The organism is Providencia sp. CIM-Carb-044, from assembly GCF_033901115.1.
Lineage (GTDB): Bacteria > Pseudomonadota > Gammaproteobacteria > Enterobacterales > Enterobacteriaceae > Providencia > Providencia hangzhouensis.
This window is the reverse complement of record NZ_JAXADV010000019.1, coordinates 13,841-35,203: the sequence shown is the minus strand read 5'-3', so window position 1 is coordinate 35,203 and position 21,363 is coordinate 13,841. Positions and strand designations below refer to the sequence as shown.

Annotated in this window: 14 protein-coding genes; 10 read left to right on the top strand and 4 right to left on the bottom strand. The window is 39.9% G+C overall.

Annotation, left to right across the window (positions count from 1 at the left end; all coding sequences use genetic code 11):
- Positions 1–532: 532 nt before the first annotated feature.
- The 4 genes from metA to aceK all read left to right on the top strand — a co-directional run bounded on the left by metA (position 533) and on the right by aceK (position 6,641).
- On the top strand, positions 533–1,462 hold the full coding sequence (gene metA / locus SJ312_RS21570; protein WP_110592635.1) for a homoserine O-acetyltransferase MetA: 930 nt from the start codon (positions 533–535) through the stop codon (positions 1,460–1,462).
- A 364-nt stretch (positions 1,463–1,826) separates the two neighbouring features.
- On the top strand, positions 1,827–3,425 hold the full coding sequence (aceB, locus tag SJ312_RS21565) for a malate synthase A (protein WP_319868343.1): 1,599 nt from the start codon (positions 1,827–1,829) through the stop codon (positions 3,423–3,425).
- Positions 3,426–3,481: 56 nt separating this feature from the next.
- A complete protein-coding gene (gene aceA / locus SJ312_RS21560) occupies positions 3,482–4,789 on the top strand; it encodes an isocitrate lyase (protein WP_110592547.1) in 1,308 nt (435 codons plus the stop codon).
- A 118-nt stretch (positions 4,790–4,907) separates the two neighbouring features.
- On the top strand, positions 4,908–6,641 hold the full coding sequence (gene aceK / locus SJ312_RS21555) for a bifunctional isocitrate dehydrogenase kinase/phosphatase (RefSeq protein ID WP_096865071.1): 1,734 nt from the start codon (positions 4,908–4,910) through the stop codon (positions 6,639–6,641).
- 89 nt (positions 6,642–6,730) lie between these two features.
- Here aceK and SJ312_RS21550 read toward each other — a convergent pair whose 3' ends face one another.
- Both SJ312_RS21550 and edd read right to left on the bottom strand, forming a co-directional pair.
- A complete protein-coding gene (locus tag SJ312_RS21550) occupies positions 6,731–7,372 on the bottom strand; it encodes a bifunctional 4-hydroxy-2-oxoglutarate aldolase/2-dehydro-3-deoxy-phosphogluconate aldolase (RefSeq protein WP_004261341.1) in 642 nt (213 codons plus the stop codon).
- Between the two features lie 27 nt (positions 7,373–7,399).
- A complete protein-coding gene (gene edd, locus SJ312_RS21545) occupies positions 7,400–9,244 on the bottom strand; it encodes a phosphogluconate dehydratase (RefSeq protein ID WP_409373462.1) in 1,845 nt (614 codons plus the stop codon).
- A gap of 319 nt (positions 9,245–9,563) precedes the next feature.
- Here edd and SJ312_RS21540 point away from each other — a divergent pair, with 319 nt between their 5' ends.
- From SJ312_RS21540 to SJ312_RS21530, 3 genes are all read left to right on the top strand, one after another.
- Complete coding sequence (locus SJ312_RS21540; protein WP_319868341.1) at positions 9,564–10,355, top strand: N-acetylmuramoyl-L-alanine amidase-like domain-containing protein; 792 nt, start codon at positions 9,564–9,566, stop codon at positions 10,353–10,355.
- 441 nt (positions 10,356–10,796) lie between these two features.
- Positions 10,797–11,066, top strand: coding sequence for a helix-turn-helix domain-containing protein (locus SJ312_RS21535; protein WP_231136087.1), 270 nt, complete (start codon positions 10,797–10,799; stop codon positions 11,064–11,066).
- 531 nt (positions 11,067–11,597) lie between these two features.
- Positions 11,598–12,485 carry an N-acetylmuramoyl-L-alanine amidase gene (locus tag SJ312_RS21530; protein ID WP_319868340.1) on the top strand — a complete coding sequence of 296 codons (888 nt, stop codon included), beginning with the start codon at positions 11,598–11,600 and terminating at the stop codon, positions 12,483–12,485.
- A gap of 69 nt (positions 12,486–12,554) precedes the next feature.
- Here SJ312_RS21530 and iclR read toward each other — a convergent pair whose 3' ends face one another.
- Positions 12,555–13,385 carry a glyoxylate bypass operon transcriptional repressor IclR gene (gene iclR / locus SJ312_RS21525; RefSeq protein ID WP_036958355.1) on the bottom strand — a complete coding sequence of 277 codons (831 nt, stop codon included), beginning with the start codon at positions 13,383–13,385 and terminating at the stop codon, positions 12,555–12,557.
- Positions 13,386–13,588: 203 nt separating this feature from the next.
- Here iclR and metH point away from each other — a divergent pair, with 203 nt between their 5' ends.
- The 3 genes from metH (at position 13,589) to SJ312_RS21510 (ending at position 19,572) form a co-directional block, all read left to right on the top strand.
- Positions 13,589–17,272 (top strand): methionine synthase, encoded by a 3,684-nt coding sequence (gene metH, locus SJ312_RS21520; RefSeq protein ID WP_319868339.1) that lies wholly within the window; start codon positions 13,589–13,591, stop codon positions 17,270–17,272.
- 69 nt (positions 17,273–17,341) lie between these two features.
- Complete coding sequence (locus tag SJ312_RS21515) at positions 17,342–17,932, top strand: hypothetical protein (RefSeq protein ID WP_004261328.1); 591 nt, start codon at positions 17,342–17,344, stop codon at positions 17,930–17,932.
- Positions 17,933–18,096: 164 nt separating this feature from the next.
- A complete protein-coding gene (locus SJ312_RS21510) occupies positions 18,097–19,572 on the top strand; it encodes an SEL1-like repeat protein (RefSeq protein ID WP_262411013.1) in 1,476 nt (491 codons plus the stop codon).
- Positions 19,573–19,633: 61 nt separating this feature from the next.
- Here SJ312_RS21510 and lysC read toward each other — a convergent pair whose 3' ends face one another.
- Positions 19,634–21,010 (bottom strand): lysine-sensitive aspartokinase 3, encoded by a 1,377-nt coding sequence (lysC, locus tag SJ312_RS21505; RefSeq protein ID WP_004261326.1) that lies wholly within the window; start codon positions 21,008–21,010, stop codon positions 19,634–19,636.
- Between the last annotated feature and the right edge of the window lie 353 nt (positions 21,011–21,363).

Sequence of the window (21,363 nt, the reverse complement as noted above, 5' to 3'; positions counted from 1 at the left end):
GGATAGGGTGTTTCCCCATCATGGTGATGAATGACATCGCTTGAGTCAAAGTAGTAAGTAACAACTCACTTGTTGAAGGGGACGGTGGCTGTTGGTGAGGGTGGGATAACAGGGGTTAGGAGAAGCAATGGGGGATAAGCGGTTGTATTGGTGTGACGAATAGATATTCTAAATGCAAAGTAGTGAGTAACAACTTCGGTTTAATATTTTAATTGAATTCAAATCGTCATCATAATTTGGAAGCCAGTATAGCAGCTAGAATAAGAGCCCAATCAAATAACAGTATCTTAGATATTATTCACAGAATAATTACTAATAGCTTATGGCAAATAAAAGTAGTAATCACTAATACAATATATTGAAGATAAGAAGGTTAATAGCTGTATATAATTATTAGAAATAAACTATAAGTTACAGTGCTTGAAATTATTTCATTTAACCTTGAAAGGCTCGACAAGACGGATAACATTAGTTAGATTATTTAGCATTCTAGAAGTCTAAACGTATAAACAGATAAAAGGGGGGATGAATGATGCCTATTCGTTTACCAGATGAACTACCGGCAGTTAATTTCTTGAGAGAAGAAAATGTTTTTGTTATGACAACAACAAGAGCAAGTCATCAAGAGATCCGTCCCTTGAAAGTATTAATACTCAATTTGATGCCGAAAAAGATAGAAACTGAAAACCAGTTTCTGCGTTTGCTGTCGAACACACCATTACAGGTTGATATTCAACTATTACGAATTGACCAGCGAGAATCAAAGAATACCCCAACGGAGCACTTAAATACCTTTTATTGTGATTTTGAAGATATACAGGATCAAAACTTTGATGGCTTAATTGTAACGGGAGCTCCGTTAGGTCTGGTTGAGTTTAATGACGTATTATACTGGCAACAAATAGAAAGGGTGATAGCTTGGGCGAAACAACATGTGACATCAACACTTTTCGTTTGTTGGGCTGTACAAGCGGCTTTAAAGGTATTGTATGACTTACCAAAATGGACTAGAGAAGAAAAACTATCTGGTATTTATCAGCATGATACGTTAGAGCCGTATGCTTTACTCACTAGAGGGTTTGATGGATCATTTTATGCACCTCACTCTCGCTACGCTGATTTTCCGGAAGACCTTATTCGCCAGCACACTGATCTAGAGATTTTAGCAAGTTCACAGGAGGCTGGTGCTTATTTATTTGGGTCAAAAGATAAACGCTTAGCATTTGTGACAGGCCATCCCGAATATGATGGGGACACTCTTGCACAAGAATATTGGCGTGATCTAGATGCTGGAATTTCTCCTCAGATCCCATGCAATTATTTTAAAAATGATGATCCCAACAACCCTCCGCTCGTGAGTTGGCGTAGTCATGGGCACTTGTTGTTCTCAAATTGGTTGAATTATTATGTGTATCAGATCACACCTTTTGATCTTACTAATATGGAACCAACGTTAGATTAAAAAAAGAAATATAAATTTAAAAATTATAATAAGATAAGTATTTTTACTTGTTATACCAGTTAAAGTTAGGCTTATATAGTAAAAGTGGTACCACAGTTAGTCTGAAAGCAGCTATTTATTAGCTGTTTTTTTTGTTTTCAAAGAAAAATTTTAAAAATACAGTTTTCTATAATTAGTTGATTTAACGACTATTTAACATTTTTGACTAGTTAAAGGAATGGTTAATCAATTTGGAAGTTTATTTAAAATTCATTATTATCAATAAGATATTTTATTTTTTAATTAAAATGGAAATCGTTTTTGATTTATTTCTGATTTGATCTTATGCTTATTTCATAGTCAACGATGAATGAGGGTTTGGTCGATGGAGCAGCAATTATCTATATCGGAATTAACATTCACAAAGAATATTGAACAGTTTGAAAGACAAGTGTTACATATTGATTCTATTGCATTTCTTTCTAAACTAGTTGAAGAGTTTCTTCCTCGCCGGGAAAAATTATTAAAAGATAGAGAGGTCAGACAGCAAAAGATAGATGCTGGTTCTTTACCTAACTTTATTTCAGAATTTGATTCCATAAAAAAATCAGATTGGAAAATTCAAAGTATCCCTGAAGATTTACAAGATCGCCGTGTCGAAATTACGGGTCCGGTTGAGCGTAAAATGGTTATTAATGCTTTAAATGCCAATGTAAAAGTATTTATGGCAGATTTTGAAGATTCCCTTTCACCTTCATGGGAAAAATTGATCGATGGCCAAGTCAATTTAAGGGATGCGATCCGCGGTGATATTTCTTATACCAACGAAAATGGAAAGGTTTACCAATTAAAATCAAATCCAGCAGTTTTGATTGCTCGTGTTCGTGGTCTTCATTTAGATGAAAAACATGTTTTATCAGGAAGTAAGCCTATTCCCGGAGGCCTGTTTGATTTCGCTATTTACTTTTTTAATAACTATCAAGCGTTATTAGAAAAAGGGAGTGGTCCTTACTTTTATATCCCTAAACTTGAGTCTTGGCAGGAAGCAAAATGGTGGAGCGATGTTTTTAGTCTGGCTGAAGACTCCGTGGGTATACCTCGGGGCACGATCAAAGCAACTGTACTGATCGAAACATTACCTGCTGTATTCCAAATGGATGAAATCTTATATCACATGCGTCACCACATTGTGGGGCTGAATTGTGGGCGTTGGGACTACATATTTAGTTATATCAAAACATTGAAAGAGCATGCTGACCGAGTATTGCCAGACCGCCAAGTTGTCACAATGACACAATCATTTTTAAGTGCCTATTCGCGCTTATTAATTAAAACGTGCCACCGCCGCGGAGCATTTGCGATGGGGGGAATGTCTGCTTTTATACCGAGCAAGGACCCCGAAGAAAATGAAACTATTCTAGCGAAAGTAAAAGCAGACAAAGAACTAGAAGCGAGAAATGGCCATGATGGCTCTTGGATTGCGCACCCAGGTTTAGCGGATACCGTTATGAACGTGTTTAATCAAGTACTTGGTGAGCGCCAAAACCAACTACATGTATCTCGTGATTTCGATGAAGAAATTACAGCTGACCAGTTATTAGAACCTTGTGCCGGTGAGCGAACTGAAGCGGGGATGCGGGCTAATATTCGCGTTGCTGTGCAATATATTGAAGCATGGATTTCAGGGAATGGCTGTGTACCTATCTATGGTTTGATGGAGGATGCTGCGACAGCAGAAATTTCACGCACTTCAATTTGGCAGTGGATCCGCCACGGTAAAACCTTGTCCACCGGTGAAAAAGTCACTAAGGCATTGTTTGAAGAAATGTTAGATGAAGAGTTACAGGTTATCCAAAAAGAACTTGGTGATAAGCGTTTTCAAAGTGGCCGTTTCCGTGAGGCTGCAGAACTGATGAGGCGGATTACTACACAGGATGAGCTTATAGAATTCTTAACTATCCCTGGATACCAATTATTAGATTAATCATTGTGAATAAAAAATTCGATAAACCCTACATATTCTTATAAAGGAAGTGGATCATGACAACATCGCGCTTAGAACAAATTGCCCAATTAGAAAATGAATGGAAACAACCACGTTGGAGAGGTATTACTCGCCCATATACAGCGGAAGAAGTGGTGAAATTGCGTGGTTCTGTGCATATCGAACACTCTTTAGCACGCAAAGGTGCAGAACGCTTTTGGGATCAACTACATGGCGGTTCAAAGAAAGGTTATGTAAATGCACTGGGAGCCTTAACGGGTGGGCAAGCGCTACAACAAGCGAAAGCCGGTATTGAAGCTATTTATTTATCAGGTTGGCAGGTAGCTGCGGACGCAAATACATCATCGAGTATGTACCCGGATCAATCACTTTACCCTGTCGATTCAGTACCATCGGTAGTTAAGAAAATTAATAATACATTCCGTCGGGCAGATCAAATTCAGTGGGCGAATGGTATTGGCCCTGACAATAAAGAGTATATTGATTATTTTTTACCTATTATCGCGGATGCGGAAGCGGGTTTTGGTGGCGTATTAAATGCCTTCGAGCTCATGAAAAATATGATAGAAGCTGGAGCAGCTGCGGTTCATTTTGAAGACCAATTAGCCGCGGTTAAAAAATGTGGCCATATGGGGGGGAAAGTTCTTGTGCCTACCCAAGAGGCGATTCAAAAACTGGTTGCTGCTCGTTTAGCGGCGGATGTTTCAGGTGTGCCAACTATTTTAGTTGCTAGAACCGATGCTGATGCAGCAGATCTTCTAACATCTGACTGTGATGCCTATGATGCGGCATTTGTTACTGGGGAACGCACTTCTGAAGGTTTTTTCCGAACCAAAGCAGGAATTGAGCAAGCAATTAGTCGTGGGTTAGCTTATGCACCTTACGCAGACCTTGTTTGGTGTGAAACGTCAAAACCTGACCTTGAAGCGGCAAGACAGTTTGCTGAAGCTATTCATGCTAAATTCCCTGGTAAATTATTAGCTTACAATTGCTCTCCTTCATTTAATTGGAAAAAGAATTTAGATGACAGCACGATCGCACGATTCCAAGATGAGCTTTCAGCAATGGGGTACCGCTTCCAATTCATTACGTTAGCAGGTATTCACAGTATGTGGTTCAACATGTTTGACTTAGCTCATTCCTATGCACAAGGTGAAGGCATGAAGCATTATGTTGAAAAAGTCCAAGAGTGTGAGTTTGCTGCAATTAATAAAGGTTATACCTTCTCTTCGCATCAACAGGAGGTAGGAACAGGCTATTTTGATAAAGTGACAACAGTTATTCAAGGTGGCACTTCATCAGTGACAGCATTAACTGGCTCGACTGAAGAAGAGCAATTCTAGTCAGATTATTTCCCTTTCAATCGGTGTTTCTGTTGGTTAGCTGTATCTGTTAATTTTTCAGGCACGTTTAGTGCCTGTTTTTTATTCAAAATAAGTCTGTATTCTTATAGGAGTGGTTATGATATTGACGACAGAACAGATAATAGCTCAGACCATTTTACAGGGTTTTGATGCTCAATATGGTCGTTTCCTTGAGATAACCTCAGGTGCACAAGAAAGATTTGAGCAGGCAGATTGGCATGCAATTCAGCATGCGATGAAAAGAAGAATTCAGCTGTATGATCACCATGTTGGTTTAGTTGTCGCTCAGCTACAGTTTATGGGGCTAGTTCAATCTTTAACACCCGATAAACTGGCTCAAATAAAAAATGTTTATAAAACCTTATTACCAGATTATCCAAGGTTTGAAATAGCAGAAAGCTTCTTTAATTCAGTTTACTGCCGGTTATTTCAGCATCGGGAGCTTACACAAGATAACTTATTTATTTTTACATCCCAGCCTGCAAGGCGTTTTTCTATTTCTCCTAGGCCACTAGCTCGAGAATACTTTGTTAATAATAATTTAGAGGGGGTATTGTTCACAATATTAAGTGGGTTACCACTAAGGCTAAAGTGGCGTAATTTGGATTTAGATATTCATTGTATTATCAATGTATTGAAAACAAAATTTCCTGATATTGAAACCCAAAAAGTCAGTTTTCATATTGCAAATGAGTTATTTTACCGTAATAAGGCAGCTTGGCTAGTTGGTAAAATTTATATTAATGATGAGGTTCACCCATTCTTACTTCCTATTCACCATGATGATTGTCAGCGCATTTATATTGATGCGTGTTTAACTGAGTTTGATGAAGCCAGTATTGTATTTGGTTTTGCTCGGTCCTATTTTATGGTGTATGCCCCTTTTCCAGCAGCACTGGTTTTTTGGTTGAGGGAGATCTTACCCAGTAAGTCAATTGCTGAATTATATATGGCAATTGGTTGTCAAAAGCATGGAAAAACAGAGTATTACAGAGAATATCTCGCCTATATTAATTTTTCACGAGAGCAATTTACCGTTGCACCAGGTGTTAAAGGAATGGTGATGTTGGTCTTTACGTCCCCTTCTTTCGATCGTGTTTTTAAAATTATTAAGGATCAATTTGCGCCACAAAAGCAAGTAACACGAGAACGAGTTTTAGAATGCTATCGTTTGGTTAAAGAGCACGATAGAGTTGGCCGTATGGCTGACACCCAAGAGTTTGAAAATTTTGTGATTAGTAAGTCTTCCATCAGCGATGAGTTAATGGTGGAATTATTGAAAGAGGTTCCATCTCAAATTGAAGATTTAGGCGATAACATATTGATTCGTCATTTGTACATGGAAAGAAAGATGATCCCATTGAATATTTATATGGATAATGCCACTGACGCGCAATTACATAATGCATTAAATGAATATGGCTGGGCGATTAAACAGTTAGCGGCTGCGAATATTTTCCCCGGAGATATGTTGTTTAAAAATTTTGGAGTAACGCGGCATGGCCGTGTTGTTTTTTATGATTATGATGAAATCTGTTATATGACAGAGGTGAATTTTCGTAAAATTCCTGAGCCATTATACCCTGAGCAAGAATTATCTAGTGAGCCATGGTATAGCATTGGTGAGCAAGATGTTTTCCCTGAAGAGTTTGCTTCTTTTATTTGCCAAAATGAGAAAATTCGTCATTACTTGCAACAATATCATGCAGATTTATTTTCTGCAGATTATTGGCAAAAGTTACAAAATAGAATTTTGGCGGGGCACGTAGAAGATGTTTATGCCTATCGTGAGGAATTACGTTTTTGCCATAAATTCAGTGAGGTTGCATAACTATAATACGCAACTAATGGGAATAGTCGCGTATTAATTAAAGGCAATTAAAAACGACTCAGCAAGCATTGAGTCGTTTTTCGGGAATGCTATTTTTTTGCGCCTTGTACAGCTTCTTGAGCAAGTTGGGTAATTTTTTCATAATTGCCTGAATTCAAAGCCTCTTCAGGCACTAACCAAGAGCCACCAATACACAGAACACTATCTAATTCTAAATAGTTAAGGTAATTATCTAGCGATATTCCACCGGTTGGGCAAAATTTGACTTGTGAGAAAGGGCCCGCAATGGCTTTTAGCGCCTTAACGCCACCATTGGCTTCCGCTGGGAAAAATTTGAACTCTTTCAGGCCATATTGCATACCAAGCATAAGTTCAGAAACAGTTGAAATTCCAGGGATTAAAGGAATATCTCCTTTGGTTGCTGCATTGAGTAATTCATCTGTCAAACCGGGACTAATTGCGAATTGTGCTCCAGCTTCAGTAACTTCAGCGAGTTGTTTTGCATTAATAACAGTACCTGCGCCAATAATAGCCTCAGGTACTTCTTTTGCAATGAGGCGAATAGCATCGATAGCACACTCCGTACGTAAAGTGACTTCTAACACTCTAATGCCACCTTTGACTAATGCTTTTGCAAGAGGAACCGCTTGTTCTAATTTTTTGATAACAATAACAGGGACGACAGGGCCTTGTTTTAATACGCTTTCAGCGGTCATTTTCCAATTATTCATTTTCTATTCCTATTCAATGAAAATAGATTAAAAATCAATACTACAAGCACCTTCTTCGGCACCTGATAAATGTCTTCTTAATGCACCGAAAAGCTCCCTTCCACAACCACTACGCTCAGCAGTTAAATCAGCCTCGAAGGGTTGGCGTTTATTGAGTTCTTCTTCATCAACTAGTAATTGTAATTCTCCAGTCAATGCATTTACCCTAATGATATCGCCATTTTTTACTTTTGCTAACAACCCACCATTATAAGCTTCAGGGGTGACATGAATTGCAGATGGTACTTTACCGGATGCTCCGGATAAGCGACCATCAGTAACTAACGCGACTTTGTAGCCTTTATCCATAAGTACACCCAGAGGAGGCATGAGTTTATGAAGTTCAGGCATGCCATTCGCGGATGGCCCTTGGAAGCGGACAACAATAATACAATCTTTATTAAGCTCACCTGCTTCAAAGTGTGATGCAATCTCATTTTGGTTGTTAAATACGACTGCTGGAGCTTCAATAACTTGATTTTCTTCAGGAACTGCTGATGTTTTCATCACGGCACGCCCTAAGTTACCAGAAAGTAATTTTGTGCCCCCATGAGGTGAGAATGGGTGTTCTATTTCAGCGATAACATCAGGATTAAACGAGGATTTAGGGCCTTCTCGCCATTCAAGTTGGCCATTATTTAGCCAAGGTTCCATGGTATAACGTTCCAGCCCGAATCCTGCTACGGTATGGACATCGTTATATAATAAACCTTTTTGTAATAGCTGGTGGATAAGCAAAGCTACGCCACCTGCGGCTTGGAATTGGTTGATATCCGCTTGGCCATTAGGATAGATACGGCAAATAAGTGGAACAATAGCTGAAATATCGGAAAAATCATCCCAATTGATAATGATCCCTGCGGCTCTTGCTATAGCAACAAGATGCATGGTTAAGTTAGTTGAGCCTCCCGTCGCGAGCAATGCGACGATACCGTTGACAATAACTTTTTCGTTAACCAGTTGACCGATAGGTAAGTACTGGCCCGATTGTTCAGTTAAACGCGTAATTTGTCGTGCGGCAGCCTCTGTTAATGCATCCCGTAGTGGAGAGTCAGGTGGTACAAATGACGCACCGGGTAGATGTAACCCCATGACCTCCATCATCATTTGATTCGAGTTGGCAGTACCGTAAAAAGTACAGGTGCCGATCCCATGGTAAGAGGCGGCTTCGGCTTCTAATAAAGCGAGTCGATCAACTTTGCCTTCAGCATACAGCTGGCGAATACGAACCTTTTCTTTATTTGGTAAGCCTGTTGCCATTGGACCTGCTGGGACAAATATTGCAGGAAGGTGACCAAATGAAAGTGCGCCAAGCATTAAGCCTGGAACAATTTTGTCGCAAATACCTAAATAGAGCGCACCATCAAACATATTATGGGATAGGCCAATGGCAGTTGACATGGCAATAACATCTCGACTTAGCATCGATAGCTCCATCCCATCTTGCCCTTGGGTTACGCCATCACACATTGCTGGGACACCCGCAGCGACTTGGCCAATTGAGCCAGCTTCTAATAATGCTTTTTTGAGTTGTTCAGGGTACTTGTCGTAGGGACGATGAGCAGAAAGCATATCATTGTAGGAATTGATGATTGCAATATCAGAGCGAGTCATGCTTTTAAGAATTTGTTTTTCTTCGCTTTGGCATGCTGCAAAGCCATGGGCAAGGTTACCGCAAGCGAGTGATGCTCGATGGACGGTCATACAACGAGCCTGCTCTATTTTTTTGAGATAAGCAGCTCGAGTTTTCAGTGAACGAGAAATGATACGTTGAGTGATGCGATCAAGTTCTTTATTGATCACTGAAGGATTTGTCTCTTTAGAGGTGGTCATGCTCATGATAATTGCTCCATAGTGCAGTAAAAAGATGAATCAAACTGCAAGTCAATTCGGGTTGTGCCTATCGTTATTTACTTGTGAACTATAGCACCAATGTTACCGGTAACATTGTTCAATGAAAGCGGAGGAGTTGCAATATAGAAAATGAACATTCGAAGCTATCTGTGATCTGAATCAAATTTATATTATGGTGTGGACAGGGTAGGAAATAGACAAATAAGCATGCTATAGTGGCTTAGTTGATGATTTTATCATCAAAATTCAATTAGATGATTGTCGAAGGTTAGGTTGTATTCATGAGAAGAGCTGCAGGATGTTAAGGCTAGTTATAGCTGCATTTATATTGTTATTGGCAAATTTTGTTAGGGCTGAGGTTATCTTAGCTTCGGGGTCATATAAAATTTTAACTGAAGTTTTTAATGAACAAACGGCAATGCAGTTACAGAATGCGTCACAAGCAGAAAAAATTGATGTATTGACCCGATATTTTTTAACTACACCTTACAATAAACAAACTTTGAATATGAGTCCGCTATCACCTGAAGAATTGGTGATTAATTTGAAAGAGATGGACTGTATGACATTCATAGAGTACATCGAGGCTTTTAAGCGTTCTAACAATTACGAGCAGTTTGTTTCAAATTTAATCAATATTCGTTATATCAACCAAAATATTACATTTAAACATCGGCGGCATTTTTTCTCTGATTGGGTGCAAGAACCTGAGGCAATTGTGGTAGATATTACTAGTGAAATAAGCCCACACGCTATTCAGGTAAAAAAACAACTTAATTTGAAAAATTATAACCAGCGATATATATCGGGCTTGCCTGTTAAAGGTAGGTTGATAAACTATATCCCAGTCAAATATGTGGATGATGATTTAGTATTGAGATTAAATGTAGGGGATTACATCGGCGTTTATTCAAAGGATAATGGGTTAGATGTAAGTCATGTGGGTGTTGTAATACGTAGAGGTAATAAAACAATATTTAGAAATGCCTCTTCACTACGTAGAAATCTTCAGGTTATTGATATCGAACTGAACGATTACTTAAAAGGGAAGGCCGGGATTGTTGTTTTTAGGCCGAAATCAGATTATTAGCCTGACTATAGAGAATATTATAATAATAAGATAAATTATTAATCTGTTTTTTGATATAAAAAAGGGAAAACACAATTTTTGCGTATGTAAAAATTTAACATATAGAGTGAAAATTATTTAATAATAAAAAACAGATAATTATTTTGATTGGTTACTAATTATTTCTAGTAACATTTAAAATGTAAAAGTATATTAAATTATCGATTTGATCAAAAAAAACATATAGAAATGTAATTTAATTATAAAAATAAAAAAACTTTTATAAAGCAATGGATTACTTTACATATATTATTTCTCTCATTTTTTTGTATATAAAAATGATGTTTGTCTATCAATCTTGTTATCTTTGATTGCTCATAACTATTTTAAATAGTTATGATTAATTTTATAATGAATAATACTAGCTAAATTATTTTTCTTATTTACATTTAGGAGATGGTTATGCATATAGCTAAAAAGAAAAATATTTATGCATTACTAGGTAATCATTTACGTAAGGCTAGAGTGAGTAAAGGGTTATCAGGAAATGAGCTGGGTTCGATTATTCATTTGAGCCAACAGCAAGTATCACGATATGAGTTAGGTATTAATAAGTTGAGTTTAGATAAACTAATTGAAATTGTAATTTTTTTAGATATTGATATTAATGAGATTACTAAAATCATTGCTAAGCAGGTTGAGTATGAAAAAAATGAGTTAGCGATAACCTAAGTAAGATATTTTTTTATTTTATTTTTATGACATTTTATGAATAATTTACTCATTTAAAAATTCCTAGTATAAAAAATAGGTTATAACTTATACGTTATAGAGAATTAGACGATTAATTTTGCATAGTCATAGTACTCGAAAAAAATATGTCTATGGTAACTACTTAAAATTAAAAATTAAATTCTAGAAATAAGAATAATCAATTCAATATGTCTCTATTTTAAGGAGGGGGAGCTTATTAGTGATCATAATTATAATTTTTTCTGGTGCTTCTCTCTCTACTTTTTCCAATGTTCCCTACCATTTAATAGAAGGGGATGTTTTTCGTTAATAAGAAAACCTTTTTTGTTTCTAATATGAGCTAAAAAGGTTTTAACATGATGTATTTAAACATTTATTTCATTTTCTATTATCTGTTTTTCTAAAAAGAATAAGCATTGTGATGTTGTTGGTGCATGAAAATTGATAGTATTGCAGACGACACAATGCTTAAATAAAGCTTAATGAATAATAGAGTAAGGCTATGGTTTGATGTTCAAATATATAGGGATATTGTTTGCTTTTTTACTATTAGGCTGTTCTGCCTCGAACAAAGGTTACTATCTCGATAACCGTTACCCATCAAAAAATAGTAGTCAACGCATTCAATATGTCATTATTCACTACACCGTTTCTGATGATGCGCGCTCCATAGCCACACTAACGCAAGGCAAAGTGAGCTCCCATTTCCTCATACCGAGTGTACCTGAAACTAAAAATGGCCAGCCTGTTGTATTACAACTCGTTCCTGAATCATTAAAAGCATGGCATGCAGGTGAAAGTTATTGGCTACAGCATAATGGTTTGAATGATATTTCTATTGGAATTGAAATCGTTAATGCAGGGGTACAAAAGGATGTTAAAGGAAAGCAACAGTGGGCTCCTTACAATGAAGCGCAAATTGTGGCATTGATACCTCTCATCAAAGATATTATGCAGCGCTATAGTATTCCCCCAGAAAATATTATTGGTCACAGTGATATCGCACCATTGCGCAAGCAAGACCCAGGCAAGGCATTTCCATGGCAACGTCTTGCTCAACATGGTATAGGGGCTTGGCCTGACCCAAAAACAGTCACTAAATTTCTGGCGGGGCGTAATGCCAATGAGCCCGCAAGCGTGTTACGCATTCAAAAAGCGCTTAATTTTTATGGATATTCAACAATCCCGCTATCAGGTAAGTTAGATCCACAGACGAAAAAAACATTGCGTGCTTTCCAATTGCATTTCCGACCGCGAGATATTGAAGGACAAGCGGACGCTGAAACAGAGGCTATCGCGTTGGCACTCATTGAAAAGTACCGTGATATACAAAAATTTAAGTTATTTGAAAAGACTCTGAAGTTGCCTACTATTTCAACAAATCAGCAAGGTGATTAGAGGGCAGTAAAAAGCTTTGTAAGGTTAAGTGAAATACAGGTTGCTTTGTATTTCACTTTCACTGTTTAGCTAGCGGTTTGCACCATATTCATGGCTTATTTCTTTTGCGGCTTTGATAACCATAGCGCCTAATTCAGTAATACGGTCATCGGTGATACGTGATAATGGGCCTGAAATAGAAATGGCTGCGAAAGCTTCTTTGTGTTCATCATAAATACAAGCCCCAATACAGCGTAACCCTAATGCATGCTCTTCGTCATCATAAGAAAAACCTTGCTTTTTAGCCTGTTGTAAATTCTCTTTTAAAGCTGATGGGTTAGTTAATGTATAAGGCGTATAAGCATGTAAACCTTTACGGCTTAAAAGTGGAACCAGTTTGTCTTCTGGTAAGTTAGCAATGAATGCTTTGCCTGCCCCTGAGGCGTGTAATGGCAGTTTTCCACCGATTGGTGCTGACATTCTCATTAGCGCATTGCATTGTACTTGGTCAACAATGACGGCATCGTACTCTGTATGGTCTAGGATAGCTAAGTTGACAGTTTCCCCTGATTCATCCATTAAGCGGCGTAGTATTGGGTGGACGAGAGCTAACAAATTACGACTCTCTAAAAAGCTGCTACCAATGATAAAAGCATGAGAAGCAATAACCCATAGGCCTAAATCACCAGTTTGGCGAACAAAACCATGTTGTTCTAAAGTCATTAAAAGGCGATGTGTTGTTGAGTTGGGTAAGCCAGCTTGCATCGCAAGGTCAGTGAGGGCAATTCCCCCTGTCGATTCGGAAATATATTCCAATAGTGTTAATCCACGACTTAATGATTGAACTTGTCCTGCTGCAGCTGCGCCACTCGCCGGCCCTTTTGCTTTTTTAAGTTTCTTAGTAATTGGTGCCGTTGCCATTAAGTCTCTCCTGACTGTCATTTAGCTTCTATTATGAACTATTTCACTTGAAAATACTCATCGGATCAGTGAAAAGTGTGCTCTTGTGCAACCTTGAAAAACTCTCATCATAACAGCGAATTTTCACGAGAGAAGTTGTGATAGGATGTTAAAGGTAAAAATTTGACTTATTTCTCAGTGTTCCATTTTAGGAGGGCAGTGCAGTGTCCGCAAAAGTTAATCAATTAGAACAAGAATTAAAAAAACGTATATTGGTATTAGATGGTGCAATGGGAACAATGATCCAACAACATAAGTTGTCGGAAGCCCAGTTTCGCGGAGAACGATTTGCGGATTGGCCGAGTGATTTAAAGGGAAATAATGATCTATTAGTCTTAACTCAGCCAGATATTATTCGAGATATCCATTCTCAATACTTTGAAGCGGGCGCGGATATTGTTGAAACCAATACTTTTAACTCAACATCCATTGCGATGGCTGATTATAAAATGGAATCACTTTCCGCTGAAATTAACGAAGTTGCTGCGCGTCTTGCCCGTGAATGTGCTGACGAGTGGACACGTAAAACCCCTGACCAGCCGCGTTATGTTGCCGGAGTTTTAGGCCCGACAAACCGCACTGCTTCTATTTCTCCTGATGTTAATGATCCTGCTTATCGCAATATCACCTTTGATCAACTCGTTGAAGCCTACCGTGAATCTACCCGATCTTTAGTAAAAGGTGGGGTGGATCTGATCATGATCGAAACCATTTTTGACACATTGAATGCGAAAGCCGCGATCTTTGCGGTAGAAACCGAACTGGAAGCTTTGGGAGTTTCTCTACCTATTATGATCTCGGGTACGATCACGGATGCTTCAGGCCGGACATTATCAGGGCAAACAACAGAAGCATTTTATAACTCATTGCGCCATGCGCAGCCGATATCATTTGGCTTGAACTGTGCATTAGGTCCGGATGAGCTGCGCCAGTATATTGCTGAATTATCGAGGATTGCGGAATGTTATGTCAGTGCGCACCCTAATGCAGGGCTACCGAATGCGTTTGGTGAATATGATCTTGATGCGCAAAATATGGCTGAACAAATTCATGAATGGGCAACCGCAGGGTTCTTAAATATTGTTGGTGGGTGCTGTGGAACGACGCCATTACATATCAAAAAAATGGCAGAAGCCGTAAAAGGTATCACACCACGTCAATTACCGTCACTACCTGTTGAATGCCGTTTATCGGGTTTAGAACCGTTAAATATTGGCGAAAAATCGTTATTTGTTAACGTTGGGGAAAGAACCAATGTGACGGGGTCGGCAAAATTTAAGCGGCTGATTAAAGAAGAAAATTACCAAGAAGCCTTAGATGTGGCACGTCAGCAAGTTGAAAATGGTGCGCAAATCATCGACATCAATATGGATGAAGGGATGTTGGACTCCCACGCGGCGATGGTGCGTTTCTTGAATCTGATTGCTGGTGAGCCAGATATTGCTCGCGTGCCAATTATGATTGACTCCTCAAAATGGGAGGTGATCGAGGCGGGGCTTAAGTGCATACAAGGTAAGGGAATCGTCAATTCAATCTCAATGAAAGAGGGGGTTGAGGCATTTATTGAGCATGCTAAATTATTGCGCAAATATGGTGCTGCGGTGGTCGTCATGGCATTTGATGAAGTTGGCCAAGCAGATACACGTGAGCGGAAAATTGAAATTTGTCGCCGTGCTTATCAGATCCTTACCGAAGAGGTGGGCTTCCCTCCTGAAGACATTATTTTTGACCCAAATATTTTTGCCGTAGCCACAGGAATCGAAGAGCATAATAACTATGCCGTTGATTTTATTGAAGTCTGTAAGGACATTAAGGCTCAGTTACCTCATGCGATGATTTCTGGCGGGGTTTCCAACGTCTCCTTCTCATTTAGAGGAAACGACCCTGTACGTGAAGCAATTCATGCTGTTTTCCTGTATTACGCCATTCGTAATGGAATGGATATGGGGATCGTTAATGCGGGGCAGCTCGCTATCTATGATGACCTGCCTACTGAATTAAAAGATGCTGTTGAAGATGTGATTTTAAATCGCCGTGATGACAGTACAGAACGTTTGCTTGAACTGGCGGAAAAATACCGTGGAGCAGGGGCAGGAGAGCAGCAAGTTCAACAAGCGGAATGGCGTAGTTGGGAAGTTGAAAAGCGTCTTGAATACGCATTAGTGAAAGGCATTACCGAATTTATCATTGAAGATACTGAAGAAACTCGCCAACGTGCTTCCAGCCCAATCGAAGTGATTGAAGGCCCCTTGATGAATGGTATGAATGTGGTTGGAGACCTATTTGGGGAAGGAAAAATGTTCTTACCTCAAGTGGTGAAATCTGCTCGGGTGATGAAACAAGCCGTAGCCTATTTAGAACCCTATATTCAAGAGCTTAAGCAGTCAGGTAGTAGTGCAGGAAAAATCTTACTCGCGACGGTAAAGGGCGATGTTCATGATATAGGCAAAAATATCGTTGGGGTTGTTCTGCAGTGTAATAACTATGAAATCATTGATTTAGGCGTGATGGTTCCGTGTGAAACTATTCTAAAAACAGCACGTGAAGAGAACGTTGATATTATTGGGTTATCCGGTTTGATCACGCCATCTCTTGATGAAATGGTGCACGTAGCTAAAGAGATGGAAAGACAAGGGTTTACCTTGCCATTACTGATTGGTGGGGCGACAACATCAAAAGCACACACTGCCGTGAAAATTGAGCCTAATTATAGTGGGCCAACGACTTACGTGCAAAATGCCTCTCGAACTGTGGGGGTTGTCGCAGCGCTATTGTCAGCAACACAAAAAGCAGATTTTGTTGCGCGCACTCGCCGTGAATATGAAACGGTTCGTCAGCAACATGGTCGTAGAAGGCCAAAAACACCGCCTGTGGCACTGGATGTGGCACGCGTTAATGCGGTTAATATTGATTGGCAACATTACCAACCACCTGTGCCAAAATTTCTTGGTATTCAAGAAGTCACCGCATCTATTTCAACGCTGAGAAACTATATTGATTGGACGCCATTTTTTATGACGTGGTCGCTGGCAGGTAAATACCCGCGGATCTTAGAGGATGAAGTGGTCGGTTCTGAAGCGCGTAAGCTATTGAAAGATGCTAATAATATGTTAGATAAGCTTGATAAAGAAAACTTATTAACGCCAAAAGGTATTTTTGGCTTATTCCCTGCAAACCGGGTTGGTGATGATATTGAAATTTATACCGATGAGTCGCGAAATCATGTGCAAGTCATGGGGCTGAATTTACGCCAACAAACTTTAAAAACTGAGTTTCCAAACTATTGTTTATCTGACTTTGTCGCGCCAAAGGACAGTGGTAAAGCCGATTATATTGGGGCTTTCGCAGTGACAGGGGGCTTAGAAGAAGACGCGCTTGCTGATGCATATGAACAACAGCATGATGACTATAATAAAATTATGGTTAAAGCGCTGGCGGATAGGCTAGCGGAGGCATTTGCTGAATATTTACACCAACAAGTCCGCATGCAATATTGGGGTTATGCAGACGATGAAAACTTGAGTAATGAAGAACTTATTCGCGAAAATTACCAAGGGATCCGCCCTGCACCGGGGTATCCGGCTTGCCCTGAGCATACAGAAAAGGCAAAAATTTGGCAGTTACTGGACGTGGAAACGCAAATTGGTATGCAACTCACCAGTTCCTATGCGATGTGGCCAGGGGCCTCGGTATCAGGCTGGTATTTTAGCCATCCTGAAAGTAAATATTTTGCGGTAGCCCAGCTACAAAAAGACCAAATTGAGGATTATGCAAAGCGCAAAGGGATGTCGGTGACGGAGTTGGAGCGTTGGCTAGCGCCAAACTTAGCTTATGACCCTGAAGATTAAAACAAGATCAATACATTGATTTTTCATGCATTCGGCACCATCTTATAGGTAATACATTAGAGGGGGCCAATGATGAGCTATGAATTTATTATTGAAGAAGAACTGCCACGCTCGGCAGTTTTTCCTTATCAGATCCAAAACAGTGCGGCGCCTGAAACGTTCATGATGAGCGAAGACGCGGTGAGCGCTATGATGAGTGTTTTACAGATCATGGATAAGCTTGATACCGATGATTCACTGGATGAGCACTGTTTTAATCAGATTTGGTTAAGAAGCGAGCTAACACCTGCAAGAGCAGAAGAAATTTACCTATTTTTAGAAGAAAATTTAGCAGTAGAACCCGTGCCTTCAGAGGACGAAATCGCGGCTTTTCATCAAGCCCAAATCGATGAAAATAAGCTGTTATCTCAAGAAAGCCCGAAAGACGGTATGGTACCCGTGCATAAATTTTCGACCAATGACGGTTGGTTGGTGACCACGAAAGAGTGTGAATGGATTGCGGAAGTGTTTTCACCAGAACTGGTGAGTGAAAACCACTTTGTCGTTTCTCAGATCTCTGAACTGTGTAAGATTAGCCACCGCACATTGGAAGCTCTGTTAATTGAGTGGGGTAAATTTAATTTATTTGCCAGTAAACACGGTGGTTACCGCGTTAACTAAGTACTGCGACTTATTTCGGAGACAAAAGTTTCAGCAAGAAGCTGGCGTCTCCTCCGTTTTCTTAATAATTCCTTTGTTATTCTACTTTTTCAGCCAACATCCCTTATGAATTTTTTATTGGAGTGATATGTTAATGACATAACGCCAATAAATAGGTCATGGTGATGAAATTACGTTCTTTTCTGTTAGTTCTCTATGTTAGCGGTATTTCCCTTGCGCAAGCTGGCAATATCGTTGAAGCACCTTCTACGAAAGATAAACCGAATACGCTACAGGCGCAGCCTAAAAGCATGCCTATTCCTGATGAATTCAAAGCAAAATTGAAGCTAGCGAATGCCGGAGATGAAGAGGCAATGGTGGATGTTGGGCTTGCTTATATGGATGGGACTGAATTTTTAGCCGTCAATGAGCAAGAGGCTTATCGTTGGTTTAAAAAGGTAGCTGACCGAGATAATACAGATGGAGATTATTACCTTGGGATGTTATTGCAAAATCAGGAAAAATACCGACAAGCGGAACAATGGTATCGCCGAGGTGCTGAAAAAGGCGATGCTTATTGCCAATATGCGATGGGTTACTTATATGAACATGGCATTGGGGTTGAGCAAAATTTAAAGCAAGCGAAAGCATGGTATGCAGAGGCCGCGGAGCAAGAACATGCCAACGCACAGTTTGCGATGGGGTTGTTTTATCATGATGGGTTAGGTGGTGATATTGATTACCAGAAGGCTCGAGAGTGGTATGAAAGAAGTGCGGGAAATAATATTGCAGCCGCAGTGAATAACTTAGCGGTGATGTATGAAAATGGTGAGGGTGTAGAGCCGGACGCCGAAATGGCGATTTATTTATATCGTCAAGCCGCCAATATGGGCTCTGCGACAGCGCAAGTGAATATGGGTGATTTTTATCAAGAAGGTCATAGCGCAATAGAAAAGAATAGCTACCAAGCGATGTACTGGTATAAACGCGCTGCGCAACAGAACAATATTGCGGCCCAACTGGCGATTGCGAAAGCCTATGAGCAAGGTAATGGCGTTGGTAAAGATCTCTCTGAAGCCTTTCTATGGTATGAACGAGCAGCACAAAATAAATCCCAAGAAGCTGGAATGAAGGTAGCTGAATTCTATGAAAAAGGGTTAGGGGGGGTTAAAAAAGACCCCAAAAAGGCTATTGAGTGGTATATATCACTTGCCAACAGTGATGGTAAAGCGGCTCAAATTAAGTTAGCGGAACTGTATGTGTCTGGTGAGCTGAAAAATGTTGATGTGAATGATATTTTGAGTTGGTTGCTGATTGCGCAAGAAAATAACATCGAAGCTCAAAACCAGTTAGCTATCTTTTATTTAACGGGAACGGGTGTGGCGAAAAACACACACAGAGCACGGCAATTGCTGGAAAAAGCGGCATTTAAGAAAAATAGCGATGCCCAAAACAACCTTGCGGTGATGTATGCACGAGGCGAGGGCGGTGAGAAAAATATTTTTCGTTCAGTAATGTGGTTTGAACGAGCGGTAGAACTCGGTAATGAAACCGCAAAAAGCAACTTGGCGCTTTTAAAACAGAATAAAGGCGTGACGGGAAAAATGTTGCAATACACTGGTAGTGTTGCGCAACCCAGCAAAAATGCTAGAGAGGATTAATTGTATAATATAGAAGGCGATCGAAATGATCGCCTTCTAGTATTTTGATCAAACTTCCACACTATTCGAATAAGTTACTGTGCAAGGTACGAACGATCTCTTCAGCATCATTTCCAGGTACCAATAAACAAATATTGTGGCTACTTGCTCCATAGCTGATCATGCGAATATTGAATGACTCAAGCGCCCCAAAAATTTGTCTCCCGAGGCCATTCACTTGCGACAGCTCATTACCAATGATTGCGACGAGCGCTAAATCTTCTTCCACTTCAACACGGCATAATGCGGATAGTTCTGTCATTAGCGCATTGGTGAGTAAACTGCCGTTAGTTCCCGTTGAACCTGTTGTGTCTAAGGTTAGGGCGACACTGACCTCTGAAGTCGTAATTAGATCCACTGAAATATTGTGGCGCAGTAAAATGGTGAAAATTTCCGCTAAGAAACCGCGTGCGTGCAGCATTTTTAGACTGTGCAAGGTGAGTAGCGTTTGTTTACGGCGCAGTGCTAATGCCCTAAATTGTGGTGGATTCGTGGTTTTATCACACACAATGGTGCCGCCGGCTTCGGGGGCTTTACTTGAACCGACAAAAACTGGGATCCCCGCACGTACTGCAGGAAGGAGTGTCGCAGGATGCAAAATTTTTGCGCCAAAGGTCGCCATTTCTGCCGCTTCATCGAAAGCAATTTCATCAATGCGTTGGGCACTCGGTACGACGCGAGGGTCAGTGGTGTAAATTCCAGGAACATCAGTCCAAATATCTACACGTGATAAATTAAGGACTTCAGCTAACAAAGCGGCGGTGTAGTCACTTCCACCGCGCCCAAGAGTGGTCGTGCGGCCTTTTTCATCACGACCAATAAACCCTTGAGTAATGACAACCGACTCAGTAAGGCGTGGCATGAGTTGTTGTTCTGACAATGCTTTTAGCTGAGCAAGTTCTGGTTCAGCACGGCCAAAGCTGTCATTCGTTCTCATCACTTTGCGTACGTCAAACCATTGGGAGTTAGCATTACGTTGGCGTAGTACTTCAACAAATAGTAAGGTTGACATTAATTCGCCGTGGCTCACCATTTCATCCGTTAATGCATCAGAAGTGGCTAAAGCAGCCGAATCAGCTAAATGAGCAATATTATCGAGTAATCGATTGATTTCCTCACGAATAACATCAGCAGTTTGTAAGTTATCAATAATTGCGTATTGAATATCCTTCACTTTTTTCAGCAGTTCATTACGTTTATCAGCATCGCAACCTTCGGCCAGTTCGATTAATAAATTGGTAATGCCAGCAGAGGCGGAAAGTACCACAACTCGCACATTTGGGTTGGAGAGAACAATATTGGCGCTGTTGTTCATCGCTTCAAAGTTAGCGACGCTAGTGCCGCCAAATTTGGCGATAACATACTGATGGTTGTCTGTTGAAGACGCTGCGATATTCATGGTGTCAATCCCTTTGGTTAAACCTAATCTTTATATAGATTTATCGGGTAAATAGGATTGCGTCAATCAAGAATCGAAGTAAATCAGTAATTCTAATGATAGGTAATTTATTATCGGTTTTCTCAATATACTCGTCATACTTCGAGCTGCATGGGTGTTGACTGCGCTCAGATAACCGAATCACATACTTTTGTATGCTCATCGGTCTATCTTCGCTTGTCGCCTACATGCAACTCGAATTATTTAGAGTATATACTCGTTATATTTCAAGCAGTTTGGGTGTTGACTGCGCTCAGATAACCGAATCACATACTTTTGTATGCTCATCGGTCTATCTTCGCTTGTCGCCTACA